The organism is Spartinivicinus marinus (assembly GCF_026309355.1).
Taxonomy (GTDB): domain Bacteria; phylum Pseudomonadota; class Gammaproteobacteria; order Pseudomonadales; family Zooshikellaceae; genus Spartinivicinus; species Spartinivicinus marinus.
This window is the reverse complement of the sequence record NZ_JAPJZK010000001.1, coordinates 254,646-268,486: the sequence shown is the minus strand read 5'-3', so window position 1 is coordinate 268,486 and position 13,841 is coordinate 254,646. Positions and strand designations below refer to the sequence as shown.

The following is a 13,841-nucleotide window of genomic DNA, read 5'->3' as shown; positions in this document are numbered from 1 at the left end:
AAAAACACCTGTATTGACCTACAATACAGGTGTTTTTCTTTGTGCATAAGCAAACTAAAATGGGTCTAACAAGCAGGCTCACAAGTTCTAAATGTCTAGCTGTAAAAACTGAATGAGGTAGCTTCATGTGTGGGATTGTCGGAATAGCGGCAAAATCGAATGTTAATCAGGCCCTCTACGATGCATTAACGGTGTTACAGCATCGAGGACAGGATGCAGCGGGTATTGTTACCTGTGCTGATACTCGGTTTTACCTGAGGAAAGACAATGGTTTAGTGCGCGATGTATTTAGAACTCGTCACATGCAGCGGCTGATGGGCAATATGGGGATTGGCCACATCCGTTATCCAACCGCAGGTAGCTCCAGCTCAGCTGAAGCACAGCCATTTTATGTAAACTCGCCTTATGGCATTACGCTGGCCCATAATGGCAATTTAACCAATGTTGAAAAAATCAAAGAAGATTTATTCAAGGCCGACCTTCGTCATATTAATACCAACTCAGATTCAGAAGTACTATTGAATGTATTTGCCCATGAGCTTCATGCATTAAAACAGTTAACTCCCTCACCTGAGCATATCTTTCAAGCCATCAGCAAAGTTCATCAACGCTGTGAAGGTGGCTATGCAGTGATAGCTATGTTAGTGGGTTATGGCATTGTCGGGTTTCGTGACCCTAATGGTATTCGCCCAATGGTCTTTGGTGAACGGCAAACTGAAGCGGGCACTGAGTATATGATTGCATCTGAAAGTGTGGCGCTGGATGCTCTGGGCTATAAAGTGATTCGGGATGTAGCGCCAGGAGAAGCCATCTTTATTGATGCAGAAGGTCAACTACATAGCCAGCAATGTGCACCTGCCTCTAAATTGCAGCCCTGTGTATTTGAGTTTGTCTACTTTGCTCGACCAGATTCAATTATTGATGGTAGCTCCGTATATAAGGCCCGGCTGAAAATGGGAGAAAAGCTGGCGGATAAAATTCTTAGTGAACGCCCTGATCATGATATTGATGTGGTGATTCCAATTCCAGACACTAGTCGTACATCAGCATTACAGCTGGCTAATCGACTGGGAGTAAAGTTTAGAGAAGGCTTTATTAAAAACCGCTACATTGGTCGCACCTTTATTATGCCTGGCCAAACCGAGCGGAAAAAATCAGTTAAGCAAAAATTGAATGCCATTGATTTAGAGTTTCGTGGTAAAAATGTCATGTTGGTAGATGACTCGATTGTACGAGGAACTACATGTAAACAAATTATTGAAATGGCAAGAGACGCGGGCGCGAAAAAAGTCTACTTTGCTTCGGCTGCACCTGCGGTACGTTACCCTAATGTATACGGCATCGATATGCCAACTGCCAGTGAGTTAATTGCCCATGGTCGTACCGATGAAGAGATTGGCACATTAATTGGTGCCGACTGGCTAGTTTATCAGGATTTAAACGACTTGATAGGCTCAGTTACAGAAGGCTGCAAAACCCGGTTTGATGGTTTTGAGTGTTCAGTATTTGACGGTAAATATATTACAGGCAATATTGATCAAGCATACCTGGACCGCATTGAATATGATCGTAGTGATGCGGCTAAGGCTGCTCGGGTAAAGTCCGACAATGCCATCATTGACCTGCATAATGACGAGTAACGGATAAAATGTCAGAACAAATTTTTGATAGCGACTGGTATGGCTCCGATTTATCTGAAGCGGAGTTTGCAACATTAGCCGTACGAGCAGGCCAGCGAAGAACCCCAGAAACAGAACACGCTGAGCCTATTTTTACAACATCAAGCTATGTTTTTAAAAGTGCCGCTGATGCAGCAGCCCGATTTGCCGGCGACATACCGGGTAATGTGTATTCTCGTTATACCAATCCAACAGTGAGAACCTTTGAAGAGCGAATTGCTGCCTTGGAAAAAGGAGAGCAAGCTGTTGCAACGGCTTCAGGAATGGCTGCTATTTTATCCACCTGTATGGCATTGTTGAAGGCAGGTGATCATATTGTTTGCTCTCGAAGCGTATTTGGCACTACGACTAATATTTTTGATAAAGTGCTGCGCAAATTTGCTATTGACACAACATTTGTCGATTTGGTTAATATTGAATCTTGGCAAGCAGCAATTAAACCCAATACCAAAATGCTGTTTTTAGAAACGCCATCTAACCCATTAAGTGAAACGGCTGATATCCGGCAGTTAGCGGAATTGGCTCATCAACATGATGCACTACTGGTAGTGGATAATTGTTTTTGCACGCCGGCTTTGCAACAGCCACTCACCCTAGGTGCAGATGTTGTCGTCCATTCCGCGACCAAATTTTTAGATGGCCAGGGCCGTTGTGTTGGTGGCGTTGCGGTTGGGCGCAGTGAGTTAATGAATGAAGTGTTGGGGGTTATTCGTACCGCTGGCCCTTGCATGAGTCCGTTCAATGCCTGGGTATTTTTAAAAGGCCTAGAAACCCTTTCGCTACGAATGGAGCGCCACTGCTCTAATACACTGGCACTGGCTGAGTGGTTAGCGCAACAGCCGGGGATTAAAACAGTGCATTATGCTGGGCTAACAAGTCATCCACAACATGAGCTGGCTAAACAGCAACAAAAAGCATTCGGTGGTGTATTATCGTTTGAAGTAACAGGCGGTAAAGCAGAAGCCTGGCAATTTATTGATGCAACCAAAGTTGTGTCAATCACAGCCAACTTAGGCGATGCCAAAACGACAATAACCCATCCTGCGACCACTACTCATTGCCGACTGTCTCCTGAAGATCGCGCTAATGCAGGTATAAAAGATTCACTTATTCGCGTAGCTGTTGGTTTGGAAGCCATTGATGATTTAAAAGCAGATATGGCGAGAGGCTTGGCTGCAATTAATAAATAGTGAACTCTACAAACCATTATTAGTGGTTCCATTTAATAAAAAAGCCAGAAGTAATGCAAAACTTCTGGCTTTTTTATGTTTGAGGAATAATTTTTTGGAAAAATAGTAAATTTATTTCTTTTTGTATTATTCATTAACCAGAATCCTAAAGTAGGACAAAAATAATACTTGCACTTTATTAGAAAAAAATTAACAATGTTTTTGCTCATAAGGATGGAGTGAGTGTTAATCACATTAAGGAATAAATGATGAAAAAAATACTAATTGCCACTGTTGCTGTTGTATCCGCTATAAATGTATATGCAAACCCATGGTTTGAAAATACTTCGGCGATGTCTGAGCAATTTAATGCGGCAGCTCAGTCATTAAAAGCAGCCTATTATATGGATGTTCCGCTTGCCGAAAATGCTTGTAAAGAAACATTATTGGAAGAATATGGGCATCTTAGTTCGCCAGAAAAAGCAGAAATATTAGCTGGTTTGATGTGTAGTGCCAGTTCTGATAAAAATTTAGTAAAGTTGTTAGAAAAAGCAGCCATGAAAGTTGAGTAATATTTGGTTTTTTTAGAGTGACGTAAATCCTTTTAAAGAGGATCTTTCACTGACTCTAGTTTTAATAAGTATTTTAATGAACCCAAGGAATCTTGGCACCTTGGGTTCGTTGTGATATTTTTTTAATATTATTAAAGGTGCTCAAATGTCCTAAAAGTATCCAAATATCCTTATGATTCTCCGCAGCTACTTCCTGCCTGACAAGCGACAACTGTCGATAGTTCTTTGTTGATGGTGTTGTTGTCAACTATGGCCATATATGCCTGAGTTAACTGACTTTCCATAAATTGATTAGCTACAGCTTGTGCTGCTGCTTCTGATTCCCAATAATTAATACTTAGCCATTCATGAGTTACATTGTTAAAACTTAATGACCGGTAAAGGAAACCGGATTGTTGTTGAATAAACTGTTGCAAAGTCTGATTGGCTGTCTCCAATTCGGTTTGAGTGGCACCTGCTTTTAATTTGAAACGGAATATTTCGATAAACTCAGACATGTTTTCTGCTCCTGTTTTGACTATTAAGTCGGATCTACTAAAGTGAGATTACTCATCTCACCTGTTTATTGGGTCATACTTGAGTGAGGGTGATATGTTAAAAGGGGGCTCCTGACAGCATTCTGTCAGTATACTTTTGGCGAATCTTTTAAATTTCGTTTTGTAGGTATACCTTGTGTGGCTTTGGCTTTGGCAAGTAAAAAACAATAAACGAACAACACCGCAATAGGATAAGATGGCCATGAATCGTCTACAGGGATTAGTAGAGGAGTGGGGAATAATTGCTGCAGTAATTTTACTGATTTTTATGTCAGTAGAGTCATCAGAAAGTAATGCTGTATTGACGGGGGCAGAGACAGAAGGGACAGAAATACCTGGCAATGCCAGTGCTATAATATCCCAAGCGGCTTTTACTCCCACAGTAAAAGCTTGTCCTACTCAAAAAGGCCGTGTGGAACGGTATTGGACACTTACTGATCAAGCTGGTCGTGAAGCTTATTGGCAGGGCTTCAATGTATCTGGCAGTGTCAAGCTGGCTGAAACGGGTTTTAAACCTTTCAAAAATACTGCCGATGCACGGCAAACCTTTCAACAAATTAAACAACAAACTGGTGCCAATATTGTGCGCTTTACCCTCGCATGGGAAGGAGTACAGCCTGAGCCGAATTATATTGATCATCAATATTTAGCTGATATTACCGCACAATTAAAGCAAGCGATTGATCAAGGCATTTATGTCATTCTAGATTATCATCAGGATTTATTTAGTCGTCATCTGTTTAATCAAAAATCATGGCATACCGGCAATGGGGCACCTGCTTGGGTTGTGCCAGATGAAGATTATCCTCCTGAATATTGTGGGCCTGTTTGTTTTAGCTGGAGCCAGCATAATATTACTGATAAAGCCGTACGATTGGCTTTTCGCCGGTTTTGGGCCGATGCCACTGTACAAACCTCGATAGGTCCTATTCGTATCCAAACTGCATTTTTAGATCAGCTGGCCGCTACGCTTGATTATATTCGTGAGCAGCTCACCAGTGATGAGCTGTCGTATATTCTAGGGGTGGACCCATTTAATGAGCCTGTCGATGGGGGGATGGAAGGGCTTTCACCCAAGGAGTGGGATAATCAGGTACTGTGGCCTTTCTATCAGCGAGTCCGTCAAGTGATGGATAACACGGGCTGGCAACAGCAATATGTCTATGCAGAACCACTAGTGTTTTGGAACACCAATGCCGGTGTGGTAAAAGCAACGGGTGGTCATCATTTAAACCAACCACCAGGCAAAGGTTTTATATTTAATAGCCACTATTATGATGCAGCAAGGATGAGTTGGCGATTGCTCTCTGTGAAATCTGGTAGTTATATCGATGCTTTTGACCAAATAAGACAGGAGGCCAGTTTTTTACAGCTGCCAATACTAGTGAGTGAATTTGGTATGTGGCTTCATGGCAAAGGCAGTAAAGATCCTATTCGAATGCTCAAAGGCCAACGCCAAGGAATGGCCTTATCTCAGTTAACAGACGATAAGCGGCCAGCCTTTTGCTCTCCATTTATTTCCGCGACTCAATGGCACTGGGATATTTATTATGACAACCATCATGAATACCAAAACGGCAGCCCTGATAAGTTGAACACTAAGTGGGATGCCTGGAATGATGAAAACTTTTCTGTAGTGTCTAACTACGGAAACACATTTAATTTGCCTGCGCCTTTGTTACAACGAGCTTATCCAGAACGGATTGCTGGACAGTTATGGCATAGTTATTTCAATGACGTTGTTATGGATAAAAAAGGGAATTCGCTCAACTGGGTTGGGATTAAGCCATTAGGTGGTGATATTGTAAAATGGCAGAATCACCCTTTTTTTTGGGCAGCCTGGCGAGGGGATGTAAGTGGGGATAGCTGGTTTTATTTACCAACTGAGTTGGTAAATAATGGTTTTATCGTATTGACGGACCAGTATTTCGTGAGATCAGAGCAGCTATTTGATCAACAGATTACCGATATTAAATGGGAACCAGTAACAAAAGGGCCCTTAATGGCAGGAGGGCGTTTGGTAGTCAGTCACCATAAAGAGACAGACCAGTTTTTATTGGTTATCGCTAAGCAAGACAGTTTGGAAGAAATTAGCTGGTCAGCATTACAACAGCAACTAAAAATAACCATTAATAGTCAGTTAAGCCCGTTGGTGGTATCTAAGTAATCATTAACAAACCTTAGGCGAATTGCTTAAGGTTTGTAAGGGAGGTTTAATTCGTAATACTAGCCAGTCTTTGGTTGGCGACTGTTAACTATCCAAGGTATTCAATGATTATTCTGGATATTTTCCCATCAAGACCATTTTTGTAATGGCTTTCTACCTTAACGTTACCGTTATCTAGGTTTGCACTGCTATTAAAACTACTCACGACAACTGTATCACTAATATCGCCAATAATAGTGATTTTAGCCCAGTCATCGTCTTTGCTTGCTGATGGGCTGTCATACACCCACATAATAGTAGGGCCTGGAACACCTTCTAATTTCATTGACCTAGCTTCATCATTTTGAAAGCCGTAGTCTCCTTTTTTACACTCAATATCGTAACTTTCGCCACCACTTAGTATGTTTCCCACTCTATCTTGTGTTGCGCCATTACCTTCCCAAAAAGTGATTTGTCCTTTTGACATATATACTCCTATCCTTGAATAAAAAGTGAGCTTGAATTGTTAGTCTTGTTTGTTGCTACTTTACGATTTTGATATTGCAACCAACGTTAAGTTAGCACAAAAGCGATTGTGTCATTGTTTACATGTGAATATTTCTGCTATGAGTATTCTTCATAGGCTGTATTTGTTTTGTAATGATAATGCAAACTAATAAACATTTATTCACTTGATTTTAACACTCAAGTAGGTAGATTTGGTTGATTGGCTACACCCGTTGTTTTAAATTAGGCCTTTTTAAAATATGCAAGAATTAATAGAAGCATGTATTACAGAAATTCAAAAAGCACTGATTGGTAAAGAGCAACAGATTCGCTTGTCATTATGTTGCCTGTTTAGTGGTGGCCATTTACTGATTGAAGACTTACCTGGCATGGGCAAAACCACCTTTGCTCATGCTTTAGCACAGGTGATGGGGTTTAGTTATAGCCGGGTGCAGTTCACCAGTGACTTACTGCCCGCTGATATCCTAGGAGTGTCGGTTTTTGAAAAAAAATCTGGGCAGTTTGTGTTTCATCAAGGGCCCATTTTTGCTCAAGTAGTACTAGCTGATGAAATCAACCGGGCCACGCCTAAAAGCCAAAGTGCATTGTTAGAGGCGATGGAAGAACGACAAGTGTCGATTGAAGGTGAAACTCGTCAGTTACCTGAGCCGTTTTTTGTGATTGCTACCCAAAACCCAATGTCTCAAGCGGGTACCTTCCCTCTACCAGAGTCTCAATTAGATCGCTTTTTAATGCGAATTTCCTTGGGTTATCCTGATCCTGCTGCCGAGCGTGATGTATTATTAGGCAATAGTGGTCGGGTACAGCTGAGTCGAGTGAAGCATATTGTGAGTGCTGATCAACTCAAGCAAATTCAGCAGCAAGTTGTGGATGTTAAGCCGGCAGATGCCGTATTGGATTATTTGCAGCGATTGTTAACTCATACTCGCCAAAGTGAAGACTTTGCCTATGGTTTATCGCCTCGAGCAGGTCTGGCATTACTGCGTTGTGCACAAAGTTGGGCATTTATGGCAAACCGTGACTACTTAATTCCGGAAGATGTGCAAATGGTGCTGCCAGCGGTGGTTGAACACCGGCTCCGTGAACATAGTGATATGCAAGGTAGAACTGGTGAAGCGTTGGGTCAGCGATTATTACAGGCCGTACCTGTCGTTGTTTAATGAGAAGGCCTTAATGAATATTGCAAAACAGTGGCAAGCGTATTTCAGCAGCTGGTTAAATCGGCGTATTCCTCCTAGTCATCAAGTCATACTTAATCAAAAACGGCTTTTTATCTTGCCCAGTCGCACTGGATATATTCTGTTATTTGTAGTGTTGGCAATTTTTCTGGCCGCTGTTAACTATGAAAATAGCATGAGTTTTGCTGTTGCCTTTTTGTTAATCAGTTTATTCGTAGTCGCGATTTTGCATACTTACAATAATTTAGCGGGTATGGAGCTGATAGGGGTGAATGGGGGGACAGCCCATGTGGGTGATGATGTTGGGTTTGAGTTAAAGCTTAAAGCTAGCACCCCAAAAAAAGGCCATGAGTCAATACATTTATATTGGCCACAAGGTATACCCCAGTTAGCATCCATCGAACCTGCAGGTGAAACAAATGTGAAAGTATTTTTGCCTGCTAAACAACGAGGCTATTTTAAACCTGGCCGGCTTTGTATCGAAAGCTACTATCCACTGGGTTTATTACGTTGCTGGACTTGGGTGGACTTGGATATTACGGCACTAATTTATCCAAAACCGGTTAAATGCCATCTGCCTTATTTTGAGTCTGCCAGTATTGAAGGGCAAACCTTGGCTAAAGATGGAGTAGAGGACTTTGCGGGGTTGCGAGACTATCATCCAGGAGATGGATTACGCCATATTGCTTGGAAGCAATATTCAAAAACTGACACCTTGTTAACCAAGGATTTTTCTGCATTTACTGATCGACGGCGCTGGTTGGACTGGGAGAATATCCCAGGGGCTGACCTGGAAATAAAGTTGTCTCACCTGTGCTATTGGTGTATGCGTTGTGAGCAGTTTCAGGAAGATTATGGGTTACGTTTACCTGGCATCACGATAGAGCCAGGCCGGGGGCAAATGCATTTGCGCCGCTGCCTCACTGAGTTAGCATTATTTCAGGTGTAGTTCATCATGAAAATTGGCCATCAACAAATACCCCGCTCAGGTCTTATTTGGCTATTACTCACTCAGGCATTGGTTATTTTACCGCAGCTGTCTCGATTGCCTATTTGGGTTGTGGTGGTTGCCATTATCTGTGCATTGTGGCGGATAATGATTTTTCGCAGTCGCTGGTCATACCCTAAATTATGGATAAAAGTCCTGGTGGTTGGGGCGGCTGTTATTGGCACCTTATTTCATTATGGCACTATTGTTGGTTTGGAGGCAGGTGTTGCCTTATTAGTAACCACCTTTTTATTAAAGTTATTGGAAATGAAAAATCTACGGGATGCTTACCTGGTGATTTTTCTAAGTTATTTTGTGGTGGTCACCGAGTTTTTATACTCACAGAGTATTTTGGTATCCAGCTATATGCTGTTTACCTTACTGGTTATTACCTCTGCGCTAGTAGGGTTGCATACTCCCCACTTGGGTTTTCAGCCATGGCGCACTTTCAGAAAAGGTGCGGTATTAGTTGTTCAGTCAATTCCATTAATGATTTTATTATTTTTGTTCGTACCACGAATCAGCCCATTGTGGCGGGTGGAATTTCCACAAACCAATGCTAAAAGTGGCGTTAGCGAAACCATTAGCCCTGGTGATATTGCCAATTTAAGTAAGTCTGATGGGCTGGCATTTCGCGCAACCTTTAAAGGTGATATTCCCCCTAGGGACTTACTTTACTGGCGTGGGTTAGTTATGAGCCATTTTGATGGTCGCCGCTGGACCCAAGGGAGTCGTGAATTAGGACAGGCCAGTAAATTATCAACTAATCTTGCCCAATTAAAGTCACCGTTACTGAGCTGGCCTAACCTGCCTGCCCGATGGGAAAGGCGCATGGAAAAAATAGGGAAAGTTTATGAGTATGATGTGATAATTGAACCTACTCAACAGCATTGGTTATTTAGCTTAGCCAACCCTGAAAACAATGATAACAATATAGCCTTAGTTAGGGATTTTCGCTTAGTAGCTGCCCAGCCTATTACCCAACGAACGCAGTATAGTGTTAAGTCATATCTGGATAGTCATCAAGATAAAGATTTACCTGTGTGGTTAAAACGATTGAATTTACAGTTACCTCCCTTTGGTAACCCAAGAGCTAGAGTAATGGCTCAACAGTTTTGGGTGAGCAGTGGTAAATCCGTTGAAAACTATATTGAAAAAATATTAGTCCATTTCCGTCAGGAGCCTTATTTTTATACATTGAAACCGCCTTTGCTAGGACGTGATAGTGTTGATGAGTTTTTAATAAATAGTAAAAGAGGCTTTTGTGCTCATTATGCCAGTGCATTTGTATTCCTAATGCGTACAGCTGGAATACCAGCACGTATGGTGGCTGGCTATCAAGGAGGAGAAATTAATAAAGCCGGTAATTATGTGCAAGTCAGGCATTTTGATGCCCATGCCTGGGCGGAAGTATGGGTGCCGAATCGAGGCTGGGTGCGAGTAGACCCAACGGCAGCAGTAGCGCCAGAACGAGTAGAAGAAGGCTTGGAAGCTGCTGTGGCAGAAGAGGGTAGTTTTTTAGCGGAGAGCCCATTATCTCCCTTGCGGTTTCGTAATGTACCTTTCTTAAATAATGTAAGGATGCAATGGGAACTACTGGAATATCAGTGGCAACGCTGGGTGCTTAATTATGATCAAGCTGCTCAGCTGGAGTTATTTGAGCGCTGGTTTGGTGGCAAAAACTGGTATGTCATTGTGTTTACTATTGCAGGCAGTATGTTTGCCCTCATTGGCTTACTGGCATTATGGATTATCTGGCGTCAACGGCCACAAGCCAAAGACCCGGCAAGTCAGTGCTATTTGGCTTTTTGCAAGCGTATGGAAAAACATGGGCTGATACGAAATATTGATGAACCACCCCATACATTTTTAGCGCGAATAAAACAGCGACAGCCAAAGCTATCAGCTAAAGCAACAGTAGTCACAGAGCTTTATGTCAAACTAATGTACCAGCCTGCGGCGCTAACACCACAAGAGCACAAGGAGCAATTAGTGCAAATGAAAAGTGCAGTGAAGAGTTTGCGTTAGTCGTATTTAGTACTTCACCATGGATGGTTCAATCTCATTTGCCCAGGCAATTATACCACCGGACAGATTCACTAGTTTTTTAAAACCATGCTGAAGCAGTAATTCGCAGGTTTTAGCTGAACGGCCACCGGTTTTACAATGCACAATGATTTCCTGTGTTTTATCAAATTGATTTAATTGGCTGGCGACTTCTGCCATGGGAATATGAACACTATTTTTGATACGACAGATATTGACTTCGTATTGTTCTCGTACATCTAAAATGGTTAATACTTCCCCTGCATCAATTCGTTGTTTTAATTGTGCGACGGATATTTCCTGATATTGTTTTTGGGCTGGTTGCTTAGGTATGCCACAAAACTGTTGATAATCAATAAGCTTGGTAATGCTAGGCTTATTACCACAAACACAACAGTTTGTGTCTTTTTGTATTGCCAATTCATCAAAGCGCATACTTAATGCATCATATAGAATCAAACGGCCGCTGAGGCTTTCGCCGGTATCTGTAATGATTTTAATGGCTTCTGTGGCTTGAATCGTAGCAATGAGTCCAGGCAGTACCCCTAATACACCACCTTCTGCACAGGAAGGGACCAATCCTGGGGGGGGAGGCTCAGGGTATAAACAGCGATAACAAGGGCCGTCTTGATAATGAAATACTGTCGCCTGGCCCTCAAAGCGGAAAATACTGCCGTATATATTGGGTTTATTTAATAAAATGCAGGCATCATTAACCAGGTAGCGGGTAGGAAAATTGTCGGTACCATCAATAATCAAATCATAGTCTTTAATAATATTCAGCGCGTTATCTGTCGTTAATGCTTCATTATAAGTACTAATATTGACATATGGGTTGAGCGCTGTCAGTTTGGCTTTGGCTTGTAACACTTTTGCCGCATCCAAATCATTATTGGTAAACAATATTTGTCTTTGCAGGTTAGACTCTTCAACTACATCATGGTCAATAATGCCAAGTTTGCCAATACCTGATGCGGCCAAATAAAGGCTCAATGGTGAGCCTAAACCACCCACACCAATAATTAATACCCGAGCGGCTTTTAATTTTAATTGGCCAGCTTCACCTATTTCTGGCAGCATCAAATGACGGCTATAACGGCTTAACTCGGCAGGTGACAGAGCTTGTTCGGCTATTGAACCACCAGCAATTGCAGGGACTATACGTAATTCGCTGTTTTTTGGTAACTGTGTTTGCATACCATGTTGTTGCTTAATATCCACTTTATTCAGATATAAATTAACAAAGTTACGTAATTGGCCTGCTTCATCAAATAACTGTAATTTAAGCTCAGGGTATTGACTACACAAGCTGTGTATTGCTTCTTCAACCGTATTTGCCTCTAATATGAGGCTGCTTTGTTGCTGAGTAAAGCGACGTAAAGGTGATGGAATTTTAATAGTTGCTTGCATGAGTGTTTCCATCCACTTGAATGGTTTCAGGAAGAAATTGGTTGCGGTTATTGGTGAGTTGCCATGAGCGATAGCTGGCTATTTTGCCGTTTACCACTGAAATAATAATATAGCTAATCCCAGGCCAGGCATGTTGACGGTCGAACTCAGAAGGCTCATCAGGGTGGTCTGGATGCGAGTGAACGATACTAATAATGCTCAAGCCTTGTTGATCAGCATTATCTTCAGCTTCTTGATAGACGACTGGATCGATGAGAAAACGTCGTTGACTATTGGCTGTTATTTGATTATTACAGGGGTAATAGTAACAACTTGTCGTATAGCTGGCTTGCCAATGGCCAATAATCAAGCCACAACTTTCACTTGGATAACGTTGCTGGGCGTGGTTCAACATAGCGTGGTTTATTTCCGTTGTAATATAAATAGTCATGACCAGAGGCCTGCACTGAAATAGCGTTCGCCCAAATCGTTCAAGAGTGTCACAAAGACCCCTGCAGATACCTGCTTCATTATTTTAGTGCAGGCTGCAAGGTAGGCACCGGAGGATTGGCCCACAAAGTAACCTTGGTGAGCCAATGCATAGCAATATTCTTTGGCCTCATCAGCCCTGATGGGTACCCACTCATCGACTAAATGTTGCTGAAAAATATCGGGAACAATATCGGCTAGCTCTCCTAAAGGTTTTAATCCTTCTATTCCTGGCCATCGCTCTGGCAGTACAGCGCAGATTTTTATAGTTGGATAGACTTCTTTTAAACGGCATCCAATGCCCGTCAGTGAGCCCCCGGTACCTACACCACCAATAAAGTGGGTGATCGGGTGTTTGACTTGATTAATAATTTCACAACCGGTGCCTTGATAATGGGCTTCAACATTGTAAGGGTTGGCATATTGATTACAGAAAAAAAACTGATCGGGTGATTCTTGATAAACGGATCTGACATGATGAAGTGCTTTGTCATATCCTTCCAAGGGATCCGTTTCGATTAATTCGGCACCATGAGCTTTAAGACGGCTCTTGCGTTCTTCACTGGCATTGCCTGGAATAACAATGCAAACATGGCGGTTAATTGCTCGGCCCAACATGGCATAAGAAATGCCTGCATTGCCACTACTGGAATCCAGTATTACTCTGTTTTCTGGAAGCTGACCGCTGTTCAAGGCATGAAGCAACATGGATTTAACTGGCCGATCTTTAAGAGAGCCACCTGGATTGACCCACTCTGCTTTGGCATAAAGAAAAATATTTTTTTTATCAGGGCTAAAGTAGCTTAAGTTGATTAGTGGGGTATTGCCTACTAAGTCGAGCAACTCCATCGTTTTTCCTTCCAGTAGTAACCTGGTATTTTAGATATAAAAATAAAGTGGTATATACTCACAGCGAAGGGATATAAACAACAATCGTGAAAAGTATATAAAATCGTGAAGAGTATATAAAGTGTTAGCGTAATCTATAAAGTAGGCTACAAATTTTGAGTTAATAGAAGAGTCTTTTTTATACGGTTTTTATCTATAGCTTGGGTGGCGCTGAGTTGAAAATGCTTAAATGACTTTTTATTTCTTGGCTGAATAGCGTTAAAATGACCTTA

General features: G+C 42.0%; 12 protein-coding genes. 7 read left to right on the top strand and 5 right to left on the bottom strand.

All coding sequences use genetic code 11. From position 1 onward, the window contains the following. Positions 1–125: 125 nt before the first annotated feature. The 3 genes from purF (at position 126) to OQE68_RS01240 (ending at position 3,420) form a co-directional block, all read left to right on the top strand. Entirely contained in the window at positions 126–1,640 is a 1,515-nt protein-coding gene (gene purF, locus OQE68_RS01250) for an amidophosphoribosyltransferase (protein ID WP_180568542.1), read from the top strand. A gap of 8 nt (positions 1,641–1,648) precedes the next feature. Then, on the top strand, positions 1,649–2,869 hold the full coding sequence (locus tag OQE68_RS01245) for an O-succinylhomoserine sulfhydrylase (protein ID WP_180568543.1): 1,221 nt from the start codon (positions 1,649–1,651) through the stop codon (positions 2,867–2,869). 245 nt (positions 2,870–3,114) lie between these two features. Further along, on the top strand, positions 3,115–3,420 hold the full coding sequence (locus tag OQE68_RS01240) for a hypothetical protein (protein WP_180568544.1): 306 nt from the start codon (positions 3,115–3,117) through the stop codon (positions 3,418–3,420). Between the two features lie 170 nt (positions 3,421–3,590). Here the strand turns inward: OQE68_RS01240 and OQE68_RS01235 are convergent, their stop codons facing one another. After that, entirely contained in the window at positions 3,591–3,917 is a 327-nt protein-coding gene (locus tag OQE68_RS01235; RefSeq protein WP_180568545.1) for an antibiotic biosynthesis monooxygenase, read from the bottom strand. A gap of 241 nt (positions 3,918–4,158) precedes the next feature. Here OQE68_RS01235 and OQE68_RS01230 point away from each other — a divergent pair, with 241 nt between their 5' ends. Then, the gene (locus OQE68_RS01230; RefSeq protein WP_180568546.1) at positions 4,159–6,123 is read left to right on the top strand and encodes a cellulase family glycosylhydrolase; all 1,965 of its coding nucleotides are present in this window, start codon (positions 4,159–4,161) and stop codon (positions 6,121–6,123) included. 88 nt (positions 6,124–6,211) lie between these two features. On the opposite strand, the gene OQE68_RS01225 is transcribed toward OQE68_RS01230, so the two are convergent. Continuing rightward, positions 6,212–6,589, bottom strand: coding sequence for a hypothetical protein (locus tag OQE68_RS01225; RefSeq protein WP_180568547.1), 378 nt, complete (start codon positions 6,587–6,589; stop codon positions 6,212–6,214). Between the two features lie 280 nt (positions 6,590–6,869). Between OQE68_RS01225 and OQE68_RS01220 the strand changes: the two genes are divergently transcribed. The 3 genes from OQE68_RS01220 to OQE68_RS01210 are packed head-to-tail and all read left to right on the top strand — an operon-like array spanning position 6,870 to position 10,824. Beyond that, complete coding sequence (locus OQE68_RS01220; protein WP_180568548.1) at positions 6,870–7,790, top strand: AAA family ATPase; 921 nt, start codon at positions 6,870–6,872, stop codon at positions 7,788–7,790. 13 nt (positions 7,791–7,803) lie between these two features. After that, complete coding sequence (locus OQE68_RS01215; protein ID WP_180568549.1) at positions 7,804–8,757, top strand: DUF58 domain-containing protein; 954 nt, start codon at positions 7,804–7,806, stop codon at positions 8,755–8,757. A 6-nt stretch (positions 8,758–8,763) separates the two neighbouring features. Next, positions 8,764–10,824, top strand: coding sequence for a transglutaminase TgpA family protein (locus tag OQE68_RS01210; protein WP_180568550.1), 2,061 nt, complete (start codon positions 8,764–8,766; stop codon positions 10,822–10,824). Positions 10,825–10,830: 6 nt separating this feature from the next. Here the strand turns inward: OQE68_RS01210 and moeB are convergent, their stop codons facing one another. From moeB to OQE68_RS01195, 3 genes are read right to left on the bottom strand one after another with little or no spacing between them, the layout of a single operon-like run. Continuing rightward, on the bottom strand, positions 10,831–12,252 hold the full coding sequence (gene moeB / locus OQE68_RS01205) for a molybdopterin-synthase adenylyltransferase MoeB (protein WP_180568551.1): 1,422 nt from the start codon (positions 12,250–12,252) through the stop codon (positions 10,831–10,833). Further along, positions 12,236–12,682, bottom strand: a complete 447-nt coding sequence (locus OQE68_RS01200; protein ID WP_180568552.1) for a M67 family metallopeptidase — start codon at positions 12,680–12,682, stop codon at positions 12,236–12,238. The genes moeB and OQE68_RS01200 overlap by 17 nt, the downstream gene beginning before the upstream one ends. Then, positions 12,679–13,569, bottom strand: coding sequence for a PLP-dependent cysteine synthase family protein (locus tag OQE68_RS01195; protein ID WP_180568553.1), 891 nt, complete (start codon positions 13,567–13,569; stop codon positions 12,679–12,681). Before OQE68_RS01195 ends, OQE68_RS01200 begins: the two co-directional genes overlap by 4 nt. Positions 13,570–13,841: the final 272 nt, after the last annotated feature.